The sequence below is a fragment of the Streptomyces sp. NPDC034103 genome (assembly GCF_055575395.1).
This window is the reverse complement of record NZ_JBVISS010000001.1, coordinates 639,380-664,210: the sequence shown is the minus strand read 5'-3', so window position 1 is coordinate 664,210 and position 24,831 is coordinate 639,380. Positions and strand designations below refer to the sequence as shown.

At 70.4% G+C, this 24,831-nt stretch carries 17 protein-coding genes and 1 pseudogene; 13 read left to right on the top strand and 5 right to left on the bottom strand.

Annotation, left to right across the window (positions count from 1 at the left end):
• Positions 1-27: 27 nt before the first annotated feature.
• Positions 28-774: pseudogene (gene lexA, locus ACZ56U_RS02870) on the bottom strand (transcriptional repressor LexA); the annotation flags it as partial.
• 563 nt (positions 775-1,337) lie between these two features.
• Here lexA and nrdR point away from each other — a divergent pair.
• Together nrdR and ACZ56U_RS02860 are read left to right on the top strand one after the other, a co-directional pair.
• Positions 1,338-1,871, top strand: a complete 534-nt coding sequence (gene nrdR, locus ACZ56U_RS02865; RefSeq protein WP_469082229.1) for a transcriptional regulator NrdR — start codon at positions 1,338-1,340, stop codon at positions 1,869-1,871.
• Positions 1,872-2,031: 160 nt separating this feature from the next.
• Positions 2,032-4,932 (top strand): vitamin B12-dependent ribonucleotide reductase, encoded by a 2,901-nt coding sequence (locus tag ACZ56U_RS02860; RefSeq protein WP_469082228.1) that lies wholly within the window; start codon positions 2,032-2,034, stop codon positions 4,930-4,932.
• Between the two features lie 261 nt (positions 4,933-5,193).
• Here the strand turns inward: ACZ56U_RS02860 and ACZ56U_RS02855 are convergent, their stop codons facing one another.
• Positions 5,194-5,727 carry a TerD family protein gene (locus tag ACZ56U_RS02855; protein ID WP_469082227.1) on the bottom strand — a complete coding sequence of 178 codons (534 nt, stop codon included), beginning with the start codon at positions 5,725-5,727 and terminating at the stop codon, positions 5,194-5,196.
• A gap of 147 nt (positions 5,728-5,874) precedes the next feature.
• Between ACZ56U_RS02855 and ACZ56U_RS02850 the strand changes: the two genes are divergently transcribed.
• The 3 genes from ACZ56U_RS02850 to ACZ56U_RS02840 all read left to right on the top strand — a co-directional run bounded on the left by ACZ56U_RS02850 (position 5,875) and on the right by ACZ56U_RS02840 (position 8,514).
• Positions 5,875-6,480, top strand: a complete 606-nt coding sequence (locus ACZ56U_RS02850; RefSeq protein ID WP_469082226.1) for a YdbC family protein — start codon at positions 5,875-5,877, stop codon at positions 6,478-6,480.
• Between the two features lie 116 nt (positions 6,481-6,596).
• A complete protein-coding gene (locus ACZ56U_RS02845; protein ID WP_469082225.1) occupies positions 6,597-7,256 on the top strand; it encodes a histidine phosphatase family protein in 660 nt (219 codons plus the stop codon).
• Between the two features lie 352 nt (positions 7,257-7,608).
• Positions 7,609-8,514 carry an ADP-ribosylglycohydrolase family protein gene (locus tag ACZ56U_RS02840; protein ID WP_469082224.1) on the top strand — a complete coding sequence of 302 codons (906 nt, stop codon included), beginning with the start codon at positions 7,609-7,611 and terminating at the stop codon, positions 8,512-8,514.
• 457 nt (positions 8,515-8,971) lie between these two features.
• On the opposite strand, the gene ACZ56U_RS02835 is transcribed toward ACZ56U_RS02840, so the two are convergent.
• Complete coding sequence (locus ACZ56U_RS02835) at positions 8,972-10,510, bottom strand: MFS transporter (RefSeq protein WP_469082281.1); 1,539 nt, start codon at positions 10,508-10,510, stop codon at positions 8,972-8,974.
• A 389-nt stretch (positions 10,511-10,899) separates the two neighbouring features.
• Between ACZ56U_RS02835 and ACZ56U_RS02830 the strand changes: the two genes are divergently transcribed.
• The 5 genes from ACZ56U_RS02830 (at position 10,900) to ACZ56U_RS02810 (ending at position 15,052) form a co-directional block, all read left to right on the top strand.
• The gene (locus tag ACZ56U_RS02830) at positions 10,900-11,166 is read left to right on the top strand and encodes a hypothetical protein (RefSeq protein ID WP_469082223.1); all 267 of its coding nucleotides are present in this window, start codon (positions 10,900-10,902) and stop codon (positions 11,164-11,166) included.
• A 50-nt stretch (positions 11,167-11,216) separates the two neighbouring features.
• Positions 11,217-12,446, top strand: a complete 1,230-nt coding sequence (locus ACZ56U_RS02825; RefSeq protein ID WP_469082222.1) for a hypothetical protein — start codon at positions 11,217-11,219, stop codon at positions 12,444-12,446.
• 498 nt (positions 12,447-12,944) lie between these two features.
• Positions 12,945-13,568 carry a TetR/AcrR family transcriptional regulator gene (locus ACZ56U_RS02820; protein WP_469082221.1) on the top strand — a complete coding sequence of 208 codons (624 nt, stop codon included), beginning with the start codon at positions 12,945-12,947 and terminating at the stop codon, positions 13,566-13,568.
• Positions 13,569-13,650: 82 nt separating this feature from the next.
• On the top strand, positions 13,651-14,352 hold the full coding sequence (locus ACZ56U_RS02815; protein WP_469082220.1) for a ribonuclease HII: 702 nt from the start codon (positions 13,651-13,653) through the stop codon (positions 14,350-14,352).
• Positions 14,353-14,419: 67 nt separating this feature from the next.
• Positions 14,420-15,052 (top strand): hypothetical protein, encoded by a 633-nt coding sequence (locus tag ACZ56U_RS02810; RefSeq protein ID WP_469082219.1) that lies wholly within the window; start codon positions 14,420-14,422, stop codon positions 15,050-15,052.
• A 422-nt stretch (positions 15,053-15,474) separates the two neighbouring features.
• Here ACZ56U_RS02810 and ACZ56U_RS02805 read toward each other — a convergent pair whose 3' ends face one another.
• Both ACZ56U_RS02805 and ACZ56U_RS02800 read right to left on the bottom strand, forming a co-directional pair.
• Positions 15,475-16,110, bottom strand: coding sequence for a hypothetical protein (locus ACZ56U_RS02805; RefSeq protein WP_391233687.1), 636 nt, complete (start codon positions 16,108-16,110; stop codon positions 15,475-15,477).
• A 336-nt stretch (positions 16,111-16,446) separates the two neighbouring features.
• Complete coding sequence (locus ACZ56U_RS02800; RefSeq protein WP_469082218.1) at positions 16,447-18,612, bottom strand: RecQ family ATP-dependent DNA helicase; 2,166 nt, start codon at positions 18,610-18,612, stop codon at positions 16,447-16,449.
• Between the two features lie 417 nt (positions 18,613-19,029).
• On the opposite strand from ACZ56U_RS02800, the gene ACZ56U_RS02795 reads away from it, so the two are divergent.
• The 3 genes from ACZ56U_RS02795 to ACZ56U_RS02785 all read left to right on the top strand — a co-directional run bounded on the left by ACZ56U_RS02795 (position 19,030) and on the right by ACZ56U_RS02785 (position 24,821).
• Positions 19,030-20,562 (top strand): DUF4192 domain-containing protein, encoded by a 1,533-nt coding sequence (locus tag ACZ56U_RS02795; protein ID WP_469082217.1) that lies wholly within the window; start codon positions 19,030-19,032, stop codon positions 20,560-20,562.
• A gap of 1,443 nt (positions 20,563-22,005) precedes the next feature.
• Positions 22,006-23,922, top strand: a complete 1,917-nt coding sequence (locus ACZ56U_RS02790; protein ID WP_469082280.1) for a glycogen debranching N-terminal domain-containing protein — start codon at positions 22,006-22,008, stop codon at positions 23,920-23,922.
• 140 nt (positions 23,923-24,062) lie between these two features.
• Positions 24,063-24,821 carry an NUDIX hydrolase gene (locus tag ACZ56U_RS02785; protein ID WP_391233691.1) on the top strand — a complete coding sequence of 253 codons (759 nt, stop codon included), beginning with the start codon at positions 24,063-24,065 and terminating at the stop codon, positions 24,819-24,821.
• Positions 24,822-24,831 lie beyond the last annotated feature (10 nt).

Here is a 24,831-nt window from a genome sequence, read left to right as displayed (position 1 = left end):
GGGCAAATTCCCGAACAGGGGATCGACGCCGAGGATGGTCGCGTCGTCGCCGGGGATCGGCTCGTAAGCGGCGTTGTGCGGGAGGAGCCAGACGTGGCCGTCCTCGCGCTTGAAGCGCTTGACGGTGGCCTCGCCGTCGAGCATCGCGGCCACGATGTCGCCGTTCTCGGCGACCGGCTGACGGCGGACCGTGACCCAGTCGCCGTCGCAGATGGCGGCCTCGATCATGGAGTCGCCGACGACCTTCAGCACGAACAGCTCGCCGTCACCGACGAGCTGCCGGGGGAGGGGGAACACGTCCTCGACGGACTCCTCCGCGAGGATCGGGCCACCGGCGGCGATGCGGCCGACGAGCGGGACGTAGGACGCGGCGGGCTTGCCGGCGGTGTCCGTGGGCTGCACGGCGGCCTGGTCGGAGCCGCGCACCTCGTACGCGCGCGGCCGGTGCGGATCGCGGCGCAGGAAGCCCTTGCGCTCCAGTGCCATGAGCTGGTGTGCGACGGAGGAGGTGCTGGAGAGGCCGACGGCCTGTCCGATCTCCCGCATGGACGGCGGGTAGCCGCGCCGCTGCACGGAGTCCCTGATGACCTCGATGACCCGGCGCTGCCGGTCGGTCAGTCCGGAGCTGTCCGCCCGGATGCCTGGAGGTCGGCCCGGCAGGGACCGCTTGTGTCCCTCGGGATTCGTGGCTTCGTTCATCGCATGCACCGGCTCGAGTCGGCCCTGGGAGCGGTCCTGGGCAGTGATGGTGGCACTGTCTGCGGTGGTGGTCACGTCGGCCCCTCTCGATGGTCTCCCTGCTGGACAACGGTAGTTGCTTTCGAAAGGTTGCGCCAAACACACGTTCGAGTGAAAAATCGCAGATCGCCTGACGTGATCGTGCATCTGGGTGTATGGCTAACGCGGTGCCTGGCGGACAAAGGGGCCCATTGTTGTACTCTTCACCGCCGAGTGACGCCCTCGCGGGTTGTCGCCCCAGTCTGCCACCCGGAATTCCGGCGACAGCGCCTCGGTCCTCATCTGTGCGGGAGAACCACGCTCCCTCCGTGCGGTGCCCACCGTATCTCCGCATGCGCCGCAGGGGTACGGCCTGTGCGGGGGTGTCCCCCCGTGACGGCTCGGTCGCGCGGCACATGCCCATACGGGCGCGACACGCGTGTACGGCGTGTTTGTCGAGACGATCCCTACATCTAGTGCTTGGATTGCTACAGCAGCCCAGAAGTTGTGGTCCCCGGGGTCTTCGAGTCCCCAGCGATCGCCTATGCTGGGGGCTGCTTCGAGGGGCCCGTGAGGTCCAGCGAGGCTATTGAGTCTGCTGTGAGGAGGGTTGGGAGTTCATGCACTGCCCCTTCTGCAGGCACCCCGACAGCCGCGTCGTCGACAGTCGTACGACCGACGACGGCACGTCGATCCGCAGGCGCCGCCAGTGTCCGGACTGCTCCCGTCGTTTCACGACCGTGGAGACGTGTTCGCTCATGGTGGTCAAGCGGTCCGGAGTCACCGAGCCTTTCAGTCGTACCAAGGTCATCAATGGTGTGCGCAAGGCATGCCAGGGGCGGCCTGTCACCGAGGACGCGCTCGCCCAGCTCGGCCAGCGGGTCGAGGAGGCGGTGCGGGCCACCGGGAGCGCCGAGCTGACCACCCATGACGTGGGGCTGGCCATACTCGGCCCGTTGCAGGAGCTCGACCTGGTCGCTTATCTGCGATTCGCCTCCGTCTACCGGGCGTTCGACTCGCTCGACGACTTCGAGGCCGCGATCGCGGAACTGAGGGAGACGACGGGACGCTCCGACGCGGACGTGGGGAGCCAGGAGAACGCCGGGTCGGGAGAGGCCGTTCAGGTCCCCGAGCCCGCAGGCGCCGCCGACTGATCAGCGGGCCGGACCGGGCGCAGACCCGGGGCCGGCCGGACGGCGGCGATCGAAGACCTGTTGCGGGCGGCAGCGAGGGTGCCCGCAACACCAGACAGAACACCGTGCCACGGGAACATCGGGGCACTTCAGGGCGTTTTAGCCCGTACAGGGAGGCGGCATGACAGAGACGGCGAGCGGTCCGGCACGGAGTTCCCGCGCCAAGGGCACCAAGGCGGCTGCGAACAAGGGCCTGCGCATCGAGCGCATCCACACCACCCCCGGCGTGCACCCGTACGACGAGGTGGCCTGGGAGCGCCGTGACGTCGTCATGACCAACTGGCGCGACGGCTCGGTCAATTTCGAGCAGCGTGGCGTCGAGTTCCCCGACTTCTGGTCGGTGAACGCGGTCAACATCGTCACCAGCAAGTACTTCCGTGGTGCCGTAGGCACCCCGCAGCGCGAGACCGGCCTCAAGCAGCTGATCGACCGCATCGTGAAGACGTACCGGAAGGCCGGCGAGGACTACAGGTACTTCGCCTCGCCCGCCGACGCCGAGATCTTCGAGCACGAGCTGGCCTACGCCCTCCTGCACCAGATCTTCAGCTTCAACAGCCCTGTGTGGTTCAACGTCGGAACCCCGCAGCCGCAGCAGGTCTCCGCGTGCTTCATCCTGTCCGTCGACGACTCCATGGAGTCGATCCTCGACTGGTACAAGGAAGAGGGCATGATCTTCAAGGGCGGCTCCGGTGCCGGCCTGAACCTCTCCCGCATCCGCTCCTCCAAGGAGCTGCTGTCCTCCGGCGGCAACGCCTCGGGCCCCGTCTCCTTCATGCGCGGCGCCGACGCCTCCGCGGGAACGATCAAGTCCGGTGGCGCCACGCGGCGTGCCGCGAAGATGGTCATCCTCGACGTCGACCACCCCGACATCGAGGACTTCATCCAGACCAAGGTGAAGGAAGAGGAGAAGATCCGCGCCCTGCGTGACGCGGGCTTCGACATGGACCTGGGCGGCGACGACATCACGTCCGTCCAGTACCAGAACGCCAACAACTCGGTCCGCGTGAACGACACGTTCATGAAGGCCGTCGAGCAGGGCGGCAAGTTCGGCCTGACCTCCCGCATGACCGGCGAGGTCATCGAAGAGGTCGACGCCAAGTCGCTGTTCCGCAAGATGGCGGAAGCCGCCTGGGCCTGTGCCGACCCGGGCATCCAGTACGACGACACCATCAACCACTGGCACACCTGCCCGGAGTCCGGCCGTATCAACGGCTCGAACCCCTGCAGCGAGTACATGCACCTGGACAACACGTCCTGCAACCTCGCCTCGCTGAACCTGATGAAGTTCCTGAAGGACGACAGCAAGGGCAACCAGTCCTTCGATGTCGAGCGCTTCGCGAAGGTCGTCGAACTCGTCATCACCGCGATGGACATCTCCATCTGCTTCGCCGACTTCCCGACGCAGAAGATCGGTGAGAACACGCGCGCGTTCCGCCAGCTCGGCATCGGCTACGCCAACCTCGGCGCCCTGCTGATGGCGACCGGCCACGCGTACGACTCCGACGGCGGCCGGGCCCTCGCGGGCTCCATCACCTCCCTGATGACCGGCACGTCGTACCGTCGCTCCGCCGAACTCGCCGCGGTCGTCGGCCCGTACGACGGCTACGCCCGCAACGCGCAGCCGCACCTGCGGGTCATGAAGCAGCACGCGGACGAGAACACCAAGGCCGTCCGTGTGGACGACCTGGACACGCCGATCTGGGCCGCCGCCACGGAGGCCTGGCAGGACGTGCTGCGCCTCGGTGAGAAGAACGGTTTCCGTAACTCCCAGGCGTCCGTCATCGCCCCGACCGGCACCATCGGTCTCGCGATGTCCTGCGACACCACCGGCCTCGAGCCCGACCTCGCCCTGGTCAAGTTCAAGAAGCTGGTCGGCGGCGGGTCGATGCAGATCGTCAACGGCACCGTCCCGCAGGCCCTGCGCCGCCTGGGCTACCAGGAGGAGCAGATCGAGGCGATCGTCGCCCACATCGCCGAGCACGGCAATGTGATCGACGCCCCCGGCCTCAAGCACGAGCACTACGAGGTGTTCGACTGCGCCATGGGCGAGCGTTCCATCTCCGCGATGGGCCACGTCCGCATGATGGCCGCGATCCAGCCCTGGATCTCCGGCGCGCTCTCCAAGACGGTCAACCTGCCGGAGACGGCGACCGTCGAGGACGTCGAAGAGGTCTACTTCGAGGCCTGGAAGATGGGCGTCAAGGCGCTCGCCATCTACCGCGACAACTGCAAGGTCGGCCAGCCCCTCTCCGCCAAGACCAAGGAGAAGGAGAAGACCGAGATCACGGAGAAGGCCGAGGCCACCATCCGTGAGACGGTCGAGAAGGTCGTCGAGTACCGCCCGGTCCGCAAGCGCCTCCCGAAGGGCCGTCCCGGTATCACCACGTCGTTCACCGTCGGCGGTGCCGAGGGGTACATGACCGCCAACTCCTACCCGGACGACGGTCTCGGCGAGGTCTTCCTGAAGATGTCCAAGCAGGGATCCACCCTCGCGGGCATGATGGACGCCTTCTCCATCGCGGTGTCCGTGGGTCTGCAGTACGGCGTTCCGCTGGAGACGTACGTCTCGAAGTTCACCAACATGCGCTTCGAGCCGGCCGGCATGACGGACGACCCGGACGTGCGGATGGCACAGTCGATCGTCGACTACATCTTCCGCCGCCTGGCGCTGGACTTCCTGCCCTTCGAGACGCGCTCCGCGCTCGGCATCCACTCCGCCGAGGAGCGCCAGCGTCACCTGGAGACCGGTTCGTACGAGCCGTCCGAGGACGAGGTCGACGTCGAGGGCCTGGCTCAGTCGGCGCCGCGTGCCCAGGAGCTGAAGGCCGTCGTCACCCCCAAGGCCGAGGTCGAGGCGGCCACGCCCGCCCTGAAGCAGGCCCACACCAGCGCCGAGCTGGTGGAGATGCAGCTGGGCATCCAGGCCGACGCCCCGCTCTGCTTCTCCTGCGGTACGAAGATGCAGCGGGCCGGTTCCTGCTACATCTGCGAGGGTTGCGGCTCGACCAGCGGGTGCAGCTGACCGTACGCGCCGTCCAGGCGTGAACTGAAGGCGTGAAGTGGGGAGTCGGCGCGATGCCGGCTCCCCACTCGTCTTTCTCGATGGTCAGCGGCCCATCGCGATGGCCACTTCGCCTACGCCGCGAGCGGGCCCGAGGACCTGACGGGACGGTTCAGAGATCGGGGTCCCGCGCGCATGTTCGGTCCTCTCGCCGTACCGGCACCGGCACGGCTGCCGGGGAGCCCCGGGACGCTGGGGGCCGCGCGCGTCGGTACCCCCTGATCAGGGGCGATGGACCTGCCCCATGCTCCGCGTGAACTCCGCCGGGTCGTCCTCGAAGCCGTGAATGCCCGGGCGGAGCTCCCAGGTCCCGGATCCGTCCCGGACGAACTCGGCGACCGTCGCCGCGGTCGCCCCGAGGACACTGCCGAAGTCGTCCTCGGTCAGCACCGTGTACCCCTCACGGATCCGCAGCGCCGGGTTGATCACTCCGACGAACGTCCGCTCCTCGGAGCGCTGCTGGATGACGACACCGACGACCACGCGCGCGTACCGGCTGTCGAGCCGGTCGAGCTCCAGGGTCATGACCTCGTCCCAGCCGAAGCCCTTGCCGTCCTTGCTGTCCCGGTTGAGAGTGATGGTGCCGTCGGGCGAGCGGCTGTCGAAGTGCACCGCATAGGCCGGGTCACCGTACGGCTCGGCGGCCAGATAGGTCGCGGCGACGATGTCCAGATCGGTGGCGCTCTGCCCCGCCGGGCTCGGGTCCCACTTCAGCGAGACTTCCACCTTGCGGATCCCCTTGTTGAGGCCGTTCACCAGGCTTCCCCTTCCCCGTGCTCCACGGTCCGAACTGCCAGGCAGTCGCGGCCGGTTGTCCATCCTGCCACGCGCGCGTGCCGCTCGCGGGAGAGATCTCCGTCAGAGCGTGACCGGCGCCACGCTGCGTGGCCTTACGATGGCGCGGTGCTGGTCAAGTGGATTCGCTGCACCGTGGTGGACCGCCGCGGCTTCGAGCGGGGGCAGCGGAAATGGGCGGGGCTTCTGGGGGAGCCGGGGTTTCGGGGACAGGGCGGAGGCTGGAGCCGGGGACGACCCGGGGTGGCGCACATCTTCTCCTTCTGGGAGAGCCGTTCCTTCTACGACTCCTTCATGGCCCGCTCCCACGACCGGCTGGCCTCCGCACAGTCCGGCACCTTCAAGGATCCACAGGTCAAGCTCTTCGACTACCGCTTCGATGTGAAGATGGGCTTCGAACCGCGCTTCACCGACACGGACCTGGTCCGGGTGGCCCACTGCCGCGTCCACGAGGAGCGCGCCGAGCACTTCACGCTGATGCAGGAGAAGGTCTGGAATCCCGCGATGGCCGGCTCGCCCGGCATGATCCGCGGCCTGTTCGGTGAGGCTCCGGGCCATGAGTTCCTGGTGCTGTCGATGTGGCGGTCGGCGGCGGAACACGGCAAGTACCGCATCGAACGGATCGAGCGGCTCGCCCTGCGCGCCCAGACGGATGCGGACGTGGCTGCCTTGGCGGGCGACATCGTGGAGCTGGAGCCCGGCTGGACGGTTTGAAAACCGGACTGACTCGCGGGCCGTGATGCGCTCCGAGGTGCAGGAAGTGTGTGACGTACGCCGTATGGAGGCCCTACGGGTGCTCGATCGGCCGTCACTCGATCTAGGGTCTTGGCATGGCACGACCACGGCGAATCGTCCTTGTCCGGCACGGGGAGTCAATGGGCAATGTTGATGACACCGTGTACGAACGCGAGCCAGACCACGCGCTGGCACTGACCGAGCGAGGCTGGCAGCAGGCAGAGGAGACCGGAAAACGCTTGCGCGAAATCTTCGGGCGCGAGCGCGTCAGCGTGTACGTCTCCCCGTACCGCCGCACCCATGAGACCTTCCGCGCCTTCCACCTCGACCCCGAGCTCGTGCGGGTGCGCGAGGAGCCCCGGCTGCGGGAGCAGGACTGGGGGAACTGGCAGGACTGTGACGACGTACGCCTGCAGAAGGCCTACCGGGACGCCTACGGCCACTTCTTCTACCGCTTCGCGCAGGGAGAGTCCGGTGCCGACGTGTACGACCGGGTCGGCGGCTTCCTGGAGAGCCTGTTCCGCAGCTTCGAGGCCCCCGACCACCCGCCGAACGTCCTGCTGGTGACGCATGGGCTCGCCATGCGGCTGTTCTGCATGCGCTGGTTCCACTGGTCCGTCGCGGAGTTCGAGTCGCTGGCGAATCCGGGGAACGCGGAGATGCGAATGCTTGTTCTCGGGGACGACGGCAGGTACGCGCTCGACCGCCCTTTCGAGCGGTGGCGTGATCCGGAGCCCTACGGGATGAGTGGGTAGGCGCCCTCGCGTGGTCGAGCTGTGTTCGATCGGGCGCGTGGGGAGCTTAGGTGGCGTGGTGCGCGTCATGGAGGTGCTCGCCAACAGAGGGGCACCGTCCTGTTCAAGGCTGATGCGGAGCGTATGCGTGACGGCGTGAAGTCGTGGACCTTCGTCGCGAACGGAGCGCCGTTCCACGACACCTCCTGGTGCGCACGGACGCGGTGTCCGTGGAGTCCTGCCTCAAGATATGTCTGCCCCGACTGCGCGAGTACGGCCTGGTCATCCCAGAATGATCCCGGACCTCGAACAGGCCGACCGCACCAGCCGCAGGGTGCTGGACCCTACGACGACGAATTAGAGTGGCAGGGCGATGACCGCTGACTCCTCTCCCGACGGGCGCCTGGACCGCGCCCTGTCCAGCCTGCGCGGGCTCGCGGTGGGTGACGCGCTGGGCTCACAGTTCTTCGTACCGGTGAACTACCCGCTGCTCAAGCGCCGCGAGCTGCCGGCCGAGCCCTGGCAGTGGACCGACGACACCGAGATGGCCTGCTCCGTGGTGGCGGTCCTGGCCGCCCACCATCGGATCGACCAGGACGCGCTGGCCCACTCCTTCGCCCACCACCACGACTTCGACCGCGGCTACGGCCCCGCCGTCAACCGTCTGCTGCGGCAGGTCCGGGAGGGCGGTGACTGGCGCGAACTCGCCGCCGCGCTCTTCAACGGGCAGGGCTCCTGGGGCAACGGCGCGGCGATGCGCATCGCGCCCCTGGGCGCCTGGTACGCCGACGACCCGGAGCAGGCCACCCACCAGGCGGAGATCTCGGCCTACCCCACGCACCAGCACCGTGAGGCCGTCGTCGGTGCCATGGCCGTCGCCGCGGCGGCTTCGCTGGCCGCTGCCCCCGGCGGCCCGCCGAGCCCCGAGGCACTCCTCGACGGCGTCATCGCCCTCGTCCCGAAGAGCGCCGTGGGAGCGGGGCTGCGCCGCGCCCGGGACATGCTCGACTACGGCGACGCCGGCACCGTCGCGGCCGTGCTGGGCTGCGGGCGGCGTACGACGGCCCATGACACCGTGCCCTTCGCGCTCTGGTCGGCCGCGCGGTCCCTCGGGGACTACGAGGGGGCGTTCTGGACGACCGCCCACGTGGGCGGTGACGTGGACACGACCTGCGCCATCGTGGGCGGGGTGATCGCCGGGAGCAAGGCCGGGACGCCGCCCGCCGAGTGGGTGGGGCGGACCGAGGCGCTGCCGGAGTGGGTGCCGGGGGCTGGGTGAGGCTGCGGCGTGGGTGGCGGCGTCTGAATGTGGCTGCCGCATCCACGTGGGGGGAGGAAACTCTCTGTGCATGTCGGGAACTCTGCGTGACTGTGCGCTCGTTGTCGTGACAACGCTGTGTGACCCGTGGGGGGCGCGCAGGACGGGGTGACTCACGAGGGACACGGGGGGTGGCCATGCGGTTCGTGTCGATGCTTCTGCGTTTTCTTCTGCGACTGCGACTGCGACTGCGACTGCGAGTGCGGCTGGGGCTGGGGCTGGGGCTGGTTCGGCTACTGCTTCTGCCGCGACCTCGACCTTTGCCGGCCGCGGTGGGCGAAGCCTTGACCGTGCGAGGACGCGCCGCACGTGTCCGGTCGCGCCCTGTAGGGGTGGTGCGGATGGCCGGACCTCGTCCACGCCGTCGGTTCTCCGGACGGGGTCCAGCCATTCGCGATCCTGCGCGGGCCCGGTCGAGTCAGCCGATGCCGGGGCCCGCCGTGCCCGCGAGTGCCTCCAGGTCGCTCTTGCGGACCCGGATGACCAACCCGGCGGTGGCCAGGGCGAGCACGGCCATGGCTACAGCTGGGATGAAAGCCGTGGAGATCCCGTGGGCGAGAACGTCGTGGCTCCAGGGGGCAGGCAGCTGGTGGGTCTCGGCGAACGACGCCTTCTGTTCCGGTGTGGCCTGGGACATGAACGACGCGACCTGTTTGCTTGCCTCGTCGCGGCTGGCGGAACCGAACACGGTGGTGAGGATCGACAGACCGAGCGCGCCGCCCACCTGCTGTGTCGTGTTGAGCAGAGCGGAGGCCGCGCCTGCTTCGTGCGGGGCGACGCCGGACACGGCGGTCACGGTGAGGGTGACGAAGTTGAGTCCCATGCCGAAGCCGAAGAGCAGCATCGGGCCGAGCACTCCGCCGACGTACGAGCTACCGGAGTCGACCAGAGACTGCCAGACGAGCCCGATGGTGACGAGAGTGGTGCCGGATATCAGGAAGGGCTTGGGTCCGAGTACCGGCAACAGTCGCTGCGATATCCCCGCGCCTGTCGCGATGACCACGGTGACGGGGAGGAAGGCCAGGCCGGCGCGGATGGGGGAGTAGCCCAGCACGTTCTGCACGAAGAGCACGATGTAGAAGAACATGCCGAACATCGCCGCCGCGAGGCTGATCATGATCACGTACGTGCCGGAGCGGTTGCGGTCGGCGAACATCCTCAGGGGGGTGATCGGTTCCTTGGCGCGGTTCTCGACGATGATGAAGACGGCGAGCAGTGCCACCGCTGTGCCGAAGGCGCCGACGGTCACCGAGTCCCGCCAGCCGTCGGATGCCGCCCTGATGAACCCGTAGACCAGAGCGACCATGCCGAGCGTCGAAGTGAGCGCGCCGGTCACGTCGAAGCGGCCGGGGTGGCGTTCGGACTCCTTGATGTAGCGCGGTGCGAGTGCCGCGATGGCGACGCCGATGGGCACGTTGACGAAGAGCACCCAGCGCCAGTCGAGCCAGTCGGTGAGCAGCCCGCCGGCCAGGAGCCCGATGGCGCCGCCGCCCGCGGACACGGCTGCGAAGATACCGAGCGCCCGGTTGCGCTCGGGACCTTCCGGGAACGCGGTGGTGATGAGCGCGAGCGAGGTGGGTGACGCGATCGCGCCGCCCATTCCCTGCAGGGCTCGTGCGGCCAGCAACTGCCAGGGCTCTTGGGCGAGTCCGCCGAGTAGTGAGGCGAAGGTGAACAGCAGGATGCCGGCGATGAAGACCCGCCGTCGGCCGAGGATGTCCCCGGCTCGCCCGCCGAGCAGCAACAGGCCGCCGAAGGTGAGGGTGTAGGCGCTGACCACCCACGTCAGGTCGGTCGTGGAGAAGTTCAACGCGGTCTGGATGTCGGGCAGGGCGATGTTGACGATCGTGGCATCGAGCACCACCATCAGCTGGCACGCAGCGATGACCGTAAGCGCGAGGCCTGGGTGTGACGGGCGTGAGTTCGGACCCGGTGGCGCGGGTGACTGCGTCTGTATCTGATCATGCGTCACGGCATGTCCCCCAGAGACAATGTAGTGAACGTACCCGTTCACTAATCGGGACGATAGCGAGTCGGTCCTAGTGAACACAAGCGTTCTCTAAAGTGGTTGGCCTCGAAGCGGTGGCGGGGTTGAGAAGGGTGGCAGGCCGACGGCACGCTGTCGGGGTGAACAGGTGTGGTGACGGGGAGATGATCCCGGAGAAGGCGGCGTGACTTGGCTCGTCAGTCGGTGTCGAGGAGGGTGTGGGGGCCCGGCGTGGGCGACCCGATGCGTGCCGTGCAGACCAGTAGCCAGGGCATCTACCGCAAGCGCGGCGGGAGTAACGTGGTCGGCTTCCGGTGCGTGCAAGTCCTGGATGGCTCCGGAACCAAGGAGGCGGCAGCATGAGCGTCGGGGACCCGCGTCACGGCATCATCGTGGGCCGGCGTCCGAGTGGCGGTGGGCCCGGCGGTGCGCTCGGCGCCTATGTCGTGCAGGGTGACGCGGACGAGCGTTACTACGGCCTCGGCTACCGGCAGATCGTCACCGGGGGACTCCGCGCCACTCGGACCGGTGAAGGCGTCCGCTTCCACGTCAGCGCCGCGAGCCTCGACCGGGCGGAGTTCGTCACCCGCCTCGAACAGCCCGACCTTGCCGAGTGCTACCGGTGACCGCTCACGGAGATCCGCAGCTCGCTGATGTCACAGGGGCGCGCCAGGAGTTGACCGTTGCCCTGCCGGTGCGGCTGCTGCGCGTCCCTGACTGGCCCGAAGGCCCCTTCCCCTTCGAACTGGGCAGCCGCCGCACCGACGCCCGGACCCGGTCCACCTATTTCGCCCCCGCCTCCGCCCGGGCCCTCTACGGCGCACCCGGACGACCGCGCCGCTGGCACCTGCCACTGGACGTCAAGCACGACGGACTGCACCTGCTGGGCATGGAACTCCTCCGCGCGGCCACCGCTCGCAACCCCGAACACGCTCTTGTCGTAATGCACTTGAGCGTGGAGAGGCCACTTTTGCCCGTCCTGCGTGCCCTCGCCGGGCGGAGACCGAACCTCGCGGACGAACCGCTCACCGGCCCCTTCGATCCCGCCGGGCTCCTCGCCGGGATCGCCGATGTCCGTACCGCCGACACGCCGTTCGCCCTTGCCCGGCCCTACACCATCGCCTTCATGACCCCCACCACCCGGCACACTCCCGCCCTTCGCGCCGGCGACGGAGGGGCCCTGCCCAGCACCGCGGACCACTGGCTGTGGCAACTGGCCTCCCGCTCCACACCGGAGGACTTCCCCCTGCCTCCGGAAACCGCAGCCGAGCAACTCAATGACACCGTACGGATCTCGGCGGACTGGAGTGCCCTGGTACTGCGCCAAGGAGCCGCCTTCCTCGGCCACCGGCCCGATACCGGTGCGGGCGACTTCTTCGAATTCGGCGCCCTGCACTCCCGGACCGTCTACCTCGACGCCCTGCTCCTCGGCTCGCTCCAACGCGATCACATCGACGAGCTCACCGACGAACTCTCCGAGGTGTTCAACTCCTCCCGTCTCGCGCGCCGCGTTGCCACGCTGGAGCGGAATATCGCCGTCTTCCGCAGCACCTACTGGCGCCAGCACCTCACCGCCCACGGCGCGGCGAACGACCTGCTCCTCGCCTTCCAGAACCAGCACCGGCTGCCCGCACGCGTCGACGAGATCCTGGCCGAAGCGGCCGACTACAGCAGGCTCGTCCAGACCCAGGAGAGCCAGCAGATCAGCGGGGCCCTGGGCGTCCTCACCGTTCTTGGCCTGCCGCTCGGCACTGCCCTCAGCATCCTGCAAGTCCTCGACGACCACTCCACGGCCCACCTGCTGATCGCGCTCGGACTGTCGGTCGCCGCCACGGCGGGAGCCCTCACCACACGGTACGGGCGCCTGGTCTTGTCATCCCTGCGGGGCGGCGGCGGGAAGGCGTAGGGCGCTGCGGCGGGCGGCCGCATCGACCACCCGCCCGGCGGTCATCACCGTGGCGATGCGGCAGTCGACGGGCATGGCGAACGGAGGTTGGTCGAGTCTGAGGTGGGCAAATCCCTCATGAGGCGCTGGACTGCCTGTTTCACAAGGACGATGACGATGGCAGGGGCGGTGCAACACGCGTCGGAACGATCGTGTCGAGGACTGCCTGAGTTGGCAGGCCGAGATGACGGTGAGCGCGATGTCGATGCCGGGGTGTCCCTCCCGGCGGGCCGCGCCTGGCTTCTACTCCTTGATCAACTGGGAGGTTGTCGCTATGGTGCCCCACGGGTGCGTTAGTGAACGCACGCGTTCACTGTCGCGTCGACCGTACTGAGTCCCTCATGGTTAACCCAAGCGTGCGCCTCGGGTTCTCGCTGCGTGGCGTATCCCCCGTAGGCGTCGCGCGCTGTCCCCTCATCCCCGGAATTCCCGCTTCCTCTGCTCGCTGGAGTCACTCAGATGGTTACCTCGCGCTGGATGGCCGCCCCCGCCCAGGCGGCCTCCCTGCGTCGGCGCGGCGCCGTGCTCGAACGCGCGATCCTCGATGCCGCGCTGGAGCAACTCAGTACGGTCGGGTGGAGGGGCCTCACGATGGAAGGTGTGGCCGCCGGTGCCCAGACCGGCAAGGCGGCGGTCTACCGGCGCTGGCCGTCCAAGGAAGATCTCGTCGCCGACGCTCTCCAGTTCGGACTGCCGATCATCGAGACGGCACCCGATCTGGGCAGTGTGCGCGAGGACCTCCTCGAACTGTGCCGGCAGGCACGGGAGGCGATGTTCTCGCGCCCCGGTCTCGCGCTCCGCGCGGTCATTCACGAATGCGACCCCACGCAGGCGGAGCGCTTCCACGCGGTGATCTTCGACGGGGTCGTCGAGCCGACGACAAGACTCCTCCGGGAGGTCATCGCTCGCGGGATCGAGCGGAACGAGGTCCGTGCCGACGCTGCGAACAGCTATGTCTTCGACGCCGTCCCGGCCATGATGATGTACCGGTCCAAGATGTGCGGCAGTGAATGGAGCGATCGCGATCTCGAGGAGATGATCGACCAGTTGATGGTCCCCCTGCTGCGCAAGGGCTACGGCTGAACACGGCTCGGACCGCCGTCCGCACCGCACGGGGAAACCAGGGTGTCGCCGGGTGATCCGGGCGGCGTAGGCTAAGGGCGCCATGCCGTACGAACCGCCTACACATACCGTCGAGCGCTCCCTTCGCGCCACGACCGGAGCGAAGATCATTGCCGGTGTCGACGAGGTGGGGCGCGGCGCGTGGGCCGGTCCCGTCACCGTCTGTGCGGCGATCACCGGACTGCGCCGACCCCCCGAAGGTCTCACCGACTCCAAGCTGCTCACGATCAAGCGGCGTACCCTGCTGGCCGCGCAGTTGCAGACGTGGGTGACGTCGTACGCCCTGGGGCACGCCTCTCCCGAGGAGATCGACCACCTGGGCATGACGGCCGCGCTGCGCCTGGCGGCGGTCCGGGCGCTGGAGGCCCTGCCGGTCCGGCCCGACGCGGTGATCCTCGACGGCAAGCACGACTATCTCGGGGTGCCCTGGAAGGTCCGTACCGTGATCAAGGGCGACCAGTCGTGTGTGGCGGTCGCGGCGGCGTCGGTGATCGCCAAGGTTCAGCGCGACAAAATGATGGCCGAACTGGGTATCGACCATGCAGACTTCGGTTTTGCGGACAACGCCGGGTATCCGTCGCCCGTGCACAAGGCCGCACTGGAGGAGCGGGGCCCCACCCCGCACCATCGGATGTCGTGGGCGTATCTTGATGCGCTGCCCCAGTGGCGGCACCTCAAGAAGGCCCGCAGCTGGGCGGACGGGCGCGTCCCGGAGATCGAGGGCCAGCTCGGATTCGATTTCTGACCGTTCCGCTCGCACTCATGTGCCACCCGCCGATGCGAGCCGCACTAACGTTTGATAAAAGTCAGCCATGCCTCTCCTTCCCGAGGAGCCTCCGATTCACGAGAGTGCCCAGGGTCCCCGCGCCACTTCGGCCAGTGGCCGTACCGCGCCGACCCCCCGTCCCGTACCCGGCCCCAGGCCTGCGGCGCACCCGCGTCCCGGCCGTTCCGGCCCCCTCCGGCCCACGCCTCCGGTGCAACGCACGCCGCGCGACGTGGCCGTCAAGCCCGGTCCGTCGAGTCCGGCCGCCCACACCGTCGCCCCGGTGGCAGCCCCGCAGATCCAGCTGATCCCGGCCTCTCCGGAAGGTGCGCTCGACGCCGCCGAGGAAGCCGTGGACCTGCTCCTGGACTCGGGCCGTGCCCCCGGTGACGTACTGGTGATCACGACCGGCGAGCAGCACCCGTGGGCCACCCACGAGCTGTCCTTCGGTGAGTCCTCCTACTGGGCCCAGCACGACGCGGGCGACGACGTCTTCTACGCCGACGCCACCGCAGCGGGCCGGGTCACCACGCGTCCCGTGGTCGTGGTCGCCGTCAACGGAGGCTCCGACTCCGTCGCCGCGACCGCGCTGCCTCTGGCACTCGGTCGGGCCGGCGCCCTGCTGATCGTCTGCGGTGACCCGCAGCAGATCAACTCGGTGCTGGGCGCGGGGGTCTGACCCCGTTCCGGTACGTCGGGGGTCTCTGGGGGCTCCGCGGATTCCCGGGACTCTGGGAGTGACAAAGGCGTCGCCGCGGCGGCGCCTGCACGGTGGGGGCTCTGTCGTGCGCGGATGGTCGGGGGACGGTCCGTGCGCGTCCGCCCGTGCCTGGGCGGGCCCGAGGCTGCGTTACGTCCGCCCGTCGTTCGGCGCGTGAGTCAAATGCGGGCTGCCGAAGTGTCGCGCTCCTGATGCATGTGGGCGCGCTGGGATCGGCATGCCATCGGCAGGCGCCTGAAGTGGCGTTCCCTGTGCGGAGGTTCGGCTGCGGCCCGGAGCGATCCGTCGGCAGGCGCAGCCGGACCGCTCCGACGCCTGCCTCCGGAGCGGTCGATCGGGCTCCTGGGCCGCGCCGGTCGGTCGTGCCCTGCCGAGGTTGCTCAGCGGGCCGCCGCGCGGCGCAGGACCTCCGAGGCGGCACCGCCGGTGCGGGGCAGCGGGGGCGGCGCCTCGGACAGGGCGAGGGGTTCGGGTGACGACTCGGAGTGGGGTCGGCGTCCGCCGCGTCCCTCGCCGAGAACCTGCCAGCCGTCACGGGTGAGCGTGATGTACGCGCCACAGCGCAACCCGTGCAGCGTGCAGGCGTCTCGCAGGCCCCACATCCACGCGCCGTCCTCCTCGGTCCAGCGCGCGTCGCCGTCCCGGCAGTAGAGCAGCACGGCGGTGCGTACCGGTGTGCGGCGCCGCAGGTCGTGCGGGATGACCCGACGCAGCTGGGCGAGCAGCGCGTTGCGGAACATCCAGCCGTCGGCCGGGGCAGGGCGGCGGACGAACGACGCACTCGCAAGCAGGCGCTCGTCCGGATCGAGCACGGCCACGATCGCGGTCGACGGCTTCGGGTGGTGCCGGGTGTGGAGTCCGCTGACGACCTCACGGGGGTTGCGCAGCAGGGGGATTCCGGCTGCGGCCCACTCCGCGGGTTCGAGCATGCGGGTCAACGGGTTGGCGGATGCGGCGGACAGGTCGGCAGTCGTCGACGTGGATGCCGCGGGGGACGGAGCGAATCCGAAGGTCACGGTCCTCCCTTCGGCTACGCGCCCACACTGCGGGCGGGGTCGGATTCGGGGGAGCGCACGCCGCAGCAGAGCCCTACCGGACCACGGCGAGCCGTGCGGGGAGCGGACTTCAATTCTTCCTGTCGAACTTGGTTGCGGCAACGAGCAATTGGGGCCGTCGACCGATATCTGATGGTGTGTGGTTTATATCCTTACCCGGCGAACCGCCGGGTGACGCATGGCACGTCCGCGCATGTCAGAGGCCGCGCACTCCCGAGGTGCCGGGAAGCCGGAGCATGTCGTCAGAGTCCGTGGTCCGTGACTCTGTGCCATCGATCACCGATGGCATCAGCGTCATCAACCCTGCACGGCCAACACCAGAGGCAGCACTGCCTGGGCACCGGCGCGACGAAGCATCCGGGCCACCACGGCGAGAGTCCAGCCCGTCTCGGTGAAGTCGTCCACGAGGAGCACGGGGCCACCGGCGTCGGCCAGCGCGGCGGCGAGGTCGGGCGGCACCGCGAGGGCGCCGTCGAGCGACTTGAGGCGTTGGGCGCTGTTGCTTCTGGAGTGCGGTGGCGCGTCGCCCGCGTACTCGACCGATCCCAGGAGCGGCAGTCGGCCGACCTCCGCGATGTGCGCACTGAGGGAGTTGATCAGCCGAGGCCGTGTGCGGGAGGGGACGGTGACCACACCCACGGGCCGCGGCTGGCCGTCCGCCGCTCCCGAAGCCCAGCCGCCCGGCCCCTTGGCCCAGTCGGCGAGTACGCCCACCACGGCCTTCGCCACGTCGTCCGGCACAGGACCGTCCGGGGCCTGAGGGGCGAACATCGGCCGCAGTCTGTTGCCCCACCCGATGTCCGACAGGCGCCCCAACGCCCGCCCCGGCGAGGCCTGTTCGCCGGCCGGGATGCGTCCCTTGAGCTCCACGCCGATCGCCGGCAGTCCCGTCGGCCACATCCGGCGCGGCTCGACCTCGACGCCCGCCCGGCCCAGATCGACGCGCGCGGCGTCCAGCGCGGCGGTGGACGTGTCCGCCGTGAAACGTGCTCCGGCGCAGTTGTCGCAGCGGCCGCAGGGCTTGGCGCCCTCGTCGTCGAGCTGGCGTTGCAGGAACTCCATCCGGCAGCCCGTGGTGGACGCGTACTCACGCATGGCCTGCTGTTCCGCCTTGCGCTGCCGGGCCACCCAGTCGTACCGCCCCGTGTCGTACGTCCACGGCTCACCGGTCGCGACCCAGCCACCCTTCACGCGCCGGACGGCCCCGTCCACGTCCAGGACCTTGAGCATGGTCTCCAGCCGGGAGCGGCGCAGCTCCACCAGCGGCTCCAGCGCGGGCAGCGACATCGGGCCCGACGCGCGCGCGAGGACGTCGAGCGTGCGGCGCACGAGGTCCTGCGGAGGGAAGGCGAGGGAGGCGAAGTAGGCCCAGATCGCCTCGTCCTCCTTGCCGGGCAGCAGGAGCACCTCGGCGTGCTCGACGCCGCGCCCCGCGCGTCCCACCTGCTGGTAGTAGGCGATGGGGGAGGAGGGCGAGCCGAGGTGGACCACGAAACCGAGGTCGGGCTTGTCGAAGCCCATGCCCAGCGCGGAGGTGGCGACCAGCGCCTTGACACGGTTGCCGAGCAGGTCGTCCTCGGCCTGCTGCCGGTCGGCGTTCTCCGTCTTGCCCGTGTACGAGGCGACGGTGTGGCCTCGGTGTCGCAGGAAGGCGGTGACCTCCTCGGCGGCGGCCACGGTGAGCGTGTAGATGATGCCGGAGCCCGGCAGCTGGTCGAGGTGGTCGGCGAGCCAGGCCATCCGGTGCGCGGCGTCCGGCAGCGGCAGGACGGCCAGGCTCAGGCTCTCGCGGTCCAGTGGGCCGCGCAGGACCAAGGCGTCCGAGGTGCCTCCCGTGCCGAGCTGCTCCGCGACGTCGGCGGTCACGCGCGCGTTGGCGGTGGCGGTCGTCGCCAGCACCGGGACGCCCGGCGGGAGGTCGGCCAGCATGGTGCGCAGCCGCCGGTAGTCCGGACGGAAGTCGTGACCCCAGTCGGAGATGCAGTGGGCCTCGTCCACCACGAGGAGCCCGGTGGCGGCGGCCAGCTTGGGCAGCACCGAGTCACGGAAGTCCGGGTTGTTGAGCCGCTCGGGGCTGACCAGCAGGACGTCGACCTCACCGGCCGCGATCTCTGCCTGAACCGTGTCCCACTCCTCCGTGTTGGCGGAGTTGATGGTGCGGGCGTGAATGCCCGCCCGGGCCGCGGCGTCGACCTGGTTGCGCATCAGCGCGAGCAGCGGCGAGACGATCACGGTGGGGCCGCTGCCGCGGGCGCGCAGCAGCGACGTCGCCACGAAGTACACCGCGGACTTGCCCCAGCCCGTGCGCTGCACGACGAGGGCTCGCCGCTTGTGGGCCACCAGCGCCTCGATCGCCCGCCACTGGTCCTCCCGCAGCCGGGCGGTGCCCGTGGTGTCCCCGACGAGACGGGCGAGAACCGCGTCGGCGGCCGCCCGGAGATCGACGTTGCTCGTGTGCTCCATGTGTCCATACAACAGGACGCCACTGACAATCCGCGGCCGGCCCTGCTGGGGGTGGGGCGTGGATCGGGGTGGGGCTTGCTCCGGGGGTGGGGGCGCGGATCGGCGCGGGGCTCGCCCGGGGGGTGGGTGCGGGGTCGGAGGGGGGCTTGCTCGGGGTGGGGGCGTGGGGTCGGCGTGCGGGCCTGTTCGGTGGGGGGTGCGGGGGCGACGTGTGGGCCGGCTCGGGGTGGTGCGCGGGAGCGGCGTGCGGGTCTGCTCGGGGTGGTGCGCGGGGTCGACGCGGGCGCCTCTCGGGGTGTGGACGGGCAGTCGCCGGATGTGCCCGAAGCCCCGCGATCGTGCCCGGGTTGACGTGTCCCTGGTCGAGGTTATCCACAGGGCAAAACGGAACTTCGTGATCCGCGAGATCGTCTGGGCATGACGAACCACAGCGAAACGACTGGATCCCCCGAAAACGGCGACGCGGCGGGACGTGGCTGGCATGACCGGCGTGAAGACCTCGGAGGGCAGAGCGGCCGTCCCGCGCCTACGGGACACCTCGACTGCACCCCGTACGACGGTCAGGCCGGCGAGCACCAGGTGACCCTGCGCAGCCCGGCCGAACTCGCCGATGCCCTGCCGTATCTCCTGGGGTACCGCCCCGAGGACAGCATCGTCCTGGTGGCCCTTCACGACAGGGACGGACGAGGCCGCTTCGGAGGCCGGGCCCGGCTCGGTATCCCGGCCGGCGGTGAGGACTGGCCCACCGCGGCCCGGCAGCTGGCCCACGGACTCGTCACCGGCAGCGAACGCAGGGGAGCTCGCCCCGAGCAGATGGTGGCCTACCTCTGCCAGGAACCCGGGAAGAGTGAGTCCGGCCGGCAGGTGATGGAACGCCTGCGGCCCCTCGCACAAAAACTCCGCGTCGAGTGCGGTCTCCTCGACGTACCCGTGATCGAGGCACTGTGCATTTCGGACGGGCGCTTCTGGTCCTACTGCTGCGCAAGCGAGGAGTGCTGCCCGCCCGAGGGTGAGGCGATGGGCCTGCCCGGCACCTCGGTACTGGCGGCGGCCGCCACCTACGCCGGACTCCAGGTGCGCGGCACCCTGAGGGAGCTGCGAGGCAGGCTGCTCCCCTGGGAGAACGCCTCAGCCCTGGCCCAGGAAATCGCCCTGGACACGGGCAGCATGGCGATCGTGCCGAGGATCCTCGACGATTCGAGCCGGGCTGGGATGGCCGAGGAGACACTCGAGCTGGCGAGGCAGGTCATGCGGCGCTTCGGCCAGGCTCCGCGCGTGTCCGGCACGCTCACCGAGGATCTCCGAGACGACCAACTGCTGGACCACGACGAGGCCGCGATGCTCATTCTCGGTCTCCAGGACCGCACGACCCGCGATCGCGCGGCCGAGTGGATGGAGGGCGACGAGGCCATCCTGGCCCTCCGCCTGTGGCGGGCCCTGGCACGGCGCTGTGTCGGACCGTACGGCGAACACGCGGCCGCGCCCCTCACCCTGGCCGGCTGGGTCGCCTGGTCCACCGGCGACGAACTGGAGGCCAGGGAGGCCTTGGCCATGGCACTGGGCGCGGACCCCGACTACCTCTTCGCGCGGCTGCTGCACCAGGCCTGCAACGAGGGGCTGGACCCGGAGTCGATCCGTCGCTGTCTGCGGGCGGAGCGCGTGGAGCGGGTCGACGAGGAGGAACCCGACTCCGAGCGTTCCGACAGCGCCGAGACCCCGGCGCCGGGCGACACGGACGGATCCGCGCCCTGTCCCGCACCCGCCACCGGACGCCGCCGCAGGATGCGGTCCGACGGCTCCGCCACCACGAAGGCGCAAGGGCAGGGCTCGAACGGCTCCCGTCCGCGTACGCCGACGACGGGAGGCACCAGGCCTCTCGCCGCACGTGTGAACCGCACGCGCAGGAGGGCGGTGCGTGGGAAGGGTGGCGACACGGATGGGGGTGCGTGAGGGAGCGCCGTCTGTGTGCGGGGCTATATCGATGGCCAAGGGCTGGACGGGACGGACGGCAATCCTGTGGTGCATGGGTCCGCGGCGGCACTGAGGGGGGTGCTGCGGGTGGGGAGAGGAAGAGCGGACTTCATGTTGACGCGCGTGGGGAGCCTTGGGCCCCTGGAGCCCTTGGGCCGAGGCAACCCGGGCGTCCGGAGTCCGCGAGTCGGGGAGGCTCGAAATCGGGGAGTCCGGGAGTCCGGGAGGCCGGGAGTCGGGGCCTCCGGGAGTCCGGGAGTTCGCGGGGTTGGAACGCTGGAAGTCCCCGAGCCCAAAGGCCTCGCAGTCCCTTCCCGGCCGCCGGAAGTCCCAAGCGCCTGACCTCACGTGCTCCGGGCGACCGAACCCGCCTCTTCGACCTGTCGGCCCACGCCGAGCACCCCGCGCCTCGGTCGACCGAACACTGGCCGCCATCCGGTTGGCTCGGCCGATCGCAGGCGTGACTCCGAGGAGCCCTGTTCCGTTCACCTGAGTGGCGGAACGCCTGGACGGGCCCTGCCGACGCACCACCCTGGCCGTTCAGGAACCCCTACCCCGACGCCGGCCGCGCCCGAGGCGCACAGAGCGCAGAAGAAGCCGCCCATGCATCAGTCGACTCCGCCCTCCGCCTCCGACGACGACTGCTCCACCCCTGGTGCACCAGCGCCGCAGACCGCTCTACCACCGTCTGCGGGCGGCGCCGACCGACACGATCCGCAGGACTCGGGCCGCACGCTCACGCCTCCCGGCCGGGACTCGATCCCACGCGAGGCGCAGCCGGACCGCACGCCTGACCCGGCGAGGGCACCGGCCACGCCTCTCGCCCACGAGCCACACCGAAACCGTCCCCCCGATCCGGCGAGGGCTTCGGGCACGCCTCTCGCCCACGAGCCGCACCGAACCGGTCCCCTCGATCCGTCGACGACCCCGGGCACGCCTCTCGCCCACGAGCCACGCCGAACCCGAACCGGTCCCCCCGATCCAGCAAGGGCGTCGACCGCATCACCGGAAGCGGAACCAGCCGCTCGCTCCGACCGCGCAGGGAGGCTGGGCTCTTCCATGCCCGGGGAAGGGGACCCGGCTGCTCCGCCGCGCGGTCCGGCCCCTGTCGAACTGACAGGCCGACCAGGCGGACCGCGCCGCCCGGGCCCGTCGGCAGGAGAAGGGCTCCCCTCTTCACCCCCCTTGGGCCAAGGCTCCGCGCCACCCCGCCAGGCCCACCAGGTCGCGCAGGCCAGGCAGGCCGGGCAGGCCCACCAGGTCGCGCAGGCCAAGCAGGTCGGGCAGGCGCGCCAGGTCGCGCAGGCAGCGCAGGCCGGGCAGGCCGGGCAGGCAAGCCGCTCACCAGTCCCGCCCCTTCCCGCTGGTGCGCTTCCGTCACCGCGTCGCGCCGGCGAGTTGCCGCCCACCCACACCGCTCTGATCTGTGTCGCCCTCCCGTGCCTCGCGATTTCCACGGAGCACGGGCAGTTGACCGGTCGTGGGCTGGAGGGGTTCTACCGGGCCGGTCGACGTGTGTTGTCCCGCTGCCAGGTCCGGGTGGCCGGACGGGAGCCGCTCGCGGTTCAGTCGCGCATGAACACGGCCGACAGCGCCCGTTTCGTGGGAACCGTCCGCACCTCCGCGCATGCGGGTCCGGATCCGGACGTCGTCGTGGAGCGCCTGCGCCACGCGGACGGCACGGAGCGGATCACCCTGTACAGCGCGGCCCCGCGCCCGCTGCGTCTGCCGGTCGAGGTGGCCCTCGGGACCGATCTGGCCGACCTGGGGGCGATCGCGAGCGGCACCCCCGGTCCCGAAGTGCCCGCGAGCGTCCACGACTCCGGTCTGCGCTGGTCGTCCCCCCTCGGCAACTCGTCGGTCACGGCCGACCCGCCACCGGCCGACGCCTTGGCCTCGGCCGGGCTGCTGCGCTGGGAGTTCGTTCTGCCCCCGGGAGGCAGTACCAGCGTGGAGCTGCGGGTTCGTACGGACGGCGCGGGACCCGTCCGGGCCGTGGGGCGGGCCGCCACGAGCCCCCTCGCGCCCGCGCGGGCGTCAGGCGACGACCCAAGAGTTCATGAACTGCTCAGGACGAGCATCGAGGACCTCCAGTCCCTGCTCCTGCGCGACCCGGCGCACCCGGCCGACACACATCTGGCCGCCGGGGCGCCCTGGCGCTGCGGTCTGGCCCCGGCCGAGGCGCTTGCCGCGGCCCGGATGACCCTGCCCCTGGGCACCAGGCTTGCCGCGGGCACCCTGCGCACGCTCGCCCGCACCCAACTCCCCGGCCCGGGACGGCAGTCCGGCATGATTCCCGGCCCCAGACGCGACGCGGGCCCGCACCTCCCGCCGAGCTGCACCGGCACGGAAGCCACGCTGCTCTTCCCGGTGCTCCTCGCGGAGGCCCGCCGCTGGGGTCTTCCCGACGCCGAGACGGAGGAGTTGCTACCCGCCGCCGAGCGCTGTCTGACCTGGCTGCGGACCACCGTGGGCGAGGCCCCGTACTTGAGCGACCCGCAGCCCGGCGGCCCGGCCCGCTGTGAGACACAGGCCCATGCGCACCGCGCCGCGTTGCTCGGCGCCGATCTGCTCGACGCCTGCGGCAGACCGGGTGGTGCCGGGTTGCGGCAGTGGGCCCGGGAGCTGCGGATGTCGTTCCGGGAGGAGTTCTGGCTCGACGACCTGGGTGGCGGCCGACCCGCGGCGGCCCGCGCCCCGGACGGTCGGCCCGTCCCGCACCTGGCCGCGGTCGCCGTCCACCTTCTCGACACGGGCCTGCTGGGCGGGGGCGAGCCGGTGGCAGGCCTGCTCGACACGGTGCAGACCGAACAGCTCGCCCGGCTGCTCGGCGGCCCCGCCATGGACTCGGGCTGGGGGCTGCGCGGTCTGGGCGCGAAGGAGGCGGGGTACAACCCGTTCGGCCACCGCGGGGGAGCCGTACGCACGCATGAGACGGCGATCGCCGTCGCCGGGCTGGCCGCCGCCGGCTACGAGAAGGAGGCGACCTCGCTGCTGCGAGGCGCCCTGGCGGCGGCTGAGGCCTTCGGCCACCGGCTGCCCGAGATGTACGCGGGGGAGCAGCGCACCGAGGGAAGCGCACCGGTTCCGCATCCGGCGGCATGCCGACCCGCGGCCACGGCGGCGGCAGCGAGCGTGCTGATGCTGACCACCCTCGCGGGCGTCCGCCCCGACGCCCCCGCCGGGACCGTCACCCTGCGCCCGGTGCGCAGCGCGCCGCTGGGCGAGATCGTCCTGACCGGACTGAGGGTCGCGGGCGCCCCGTTCTCCGTACGGGTCGGCCGACTGGGTCTCGCCATGGTCGAGGAGGCTGCCGACGGACTGCAACTGGGAGCGTGACCTGGTACGACGTGCGGTGCCGAGGTGCCGTACCGAGACGAGCGGAGCCGGTGGAACCCGTGTCGAGCCGCAGTGGACGAGCGATGGATGAGGCCGGTGAAGGGCGTGTTTATCGTCAGGCAGACGACTATGATCGCCGCATGCCCTACGACCCGTCAGCCTTTCCGCCCTTCGCCGTCACCGTGGACCTGGTCGTGCTGACCGTGCGCCGCCATGCCCTGTGCGCGCTGGCGGTGCGCAGGGGGGAGCCGCCGTTCCAGGGGCGCTGGGCGCTTCCCGGCGGTTTCGTTCGGGCCGACGAGGACCTGTCGCAGGCCGCGGCCCGGGAGCTGGCCGAGGAGACCGGGCTGCGCGCCCATGAGCCGGCCGCCCCCGTCCAGGACAACGGAGCCCACCTGGAGCAGCTCGCGACGTACGGCGACCCCAAGCGCGACCCCCGGATGCGGGTGGTCAGCGTCGCCCACCTCGCGCTCGCCCCCGACCTGCCCGCGCCCCGCGCGGGCGGCGACGCCAGCAACGCACGCTGGGCGCCGGTCGAGGAGCTGCTCCAGCAGGGCGGTTACGGCCGGGACGGCGAAGCGGTCGCACCGCTCGCCTTCGACCATGCCCAGATCCTGGCCGACGGGGTGGAGCGCGCGCGCTCCAAGATCGAGTACTCCTCGCTGGCGACGGCGTTCTGCCCCACCGAGTTCACCGTCGGCGAGCTGCGCCGTGTCTACGAAGCCGTGTGGGGAGTGGCGCTGGACCCCCGCAACTTCCACCGCAAGGTGACGGGGACGCCCGGTTTCCTCGTCCCCACCGGCGGTACCACCACCCGCCAGGGCGGCCGCCCGGCCCAGCTCTTCCGTGCGGGCGGTGCCACGCTGCTCAACCCGCCGATGCTGCGCCCCGAAGTGTGAGGTTCGCTCA

What these genes read in the sequence shown, in the direction of transcription:
- nrdR (WP_469082229.1), top strand. Translation starts at nt 1,338, where the DNA reads ATGCACTGCCCCTTCTGCAGGCACCCCGACAGCCGCGTCGTCGACAGT.
- ACZ56U_RS02860 (WP_469082228.1), top strand. Translation starts at nt 2,032, where the DNA reads ATGACAGAGACGGCGAGCGGTCCGGCACGGAGTTCCCGCGCCAAGGGC.
- ACZ56U_RS02845 (WP_469082225.1), top strand. Translation starts at nt 6,597, where the DNA reads ATGGCACGACCACGGCGAATCGTCCTTGTCCGGCACGGGGAGTCAATG.
- ACZ56U_RS02840 (WP_469082224.1), top strand. Translation starts at nt 7,609, where the DNA reads ATGACCGCTGACTCCTCTCCCGACGGGCGCCTGGACCGCGCCCTGTCC.
- ACZ56U_RS02830 (WP_469082223.1), top strand. Translation starts at nt 10,900, where the DNA reads ATGAGCGTCGGGGACCCGCGTCACGGCATCATCGTGGGCCGGCGTCCG.
- ACZ56U_RS02820 (WP_469082221.1), top strand. Translation starts at nt 12,945, where the DNA reads ATGGTTACCTCGCGCTGGATGGCCGCCCCCGCCCAGGCGGCCTCCCTG.
- ACZ56U_RS02815 (WP_469082220.1), top strand. Translation starts at nt 13,651, where the DNA reads ATGCCGTACGAACCGCCTACACATACCGTCGAGCGCTCCCTTCGCGCC.
- ACZ56U_RS02810 (WP_469082219.1), top strand. Translation starts at nt 14,420, where the DNA reads ATGCCTCTCCTTCCCGAGGAGCCTCCGATTCACGAGAGTGCCCAGGGT.
- ACZ56U_RS02800 (WP_469082218.1), bottom strand. Translation starts at nt 18,612, where the DNA reads ATGGAGCACACGAGCAACGTCGATCTCCGGGCGGCCGCCGACGCGGTT.
- ACZ56U_RS02795 (WP_469082217.1), top strand. Translation starts at nt 19,030, where the DNA reads ATGACGAACCACAGCGAAACGACTGGATCCCCCGAAAACGGCGACGCG.
- ACZ56U_RS02785 (WP_391233691.1), top strand. Translation starts at nt 24,063, where the DNA reads ATGCCCTACGACCCGTCAGCCTTTCCGCCCTTCGCCGTCACCGTGGAC.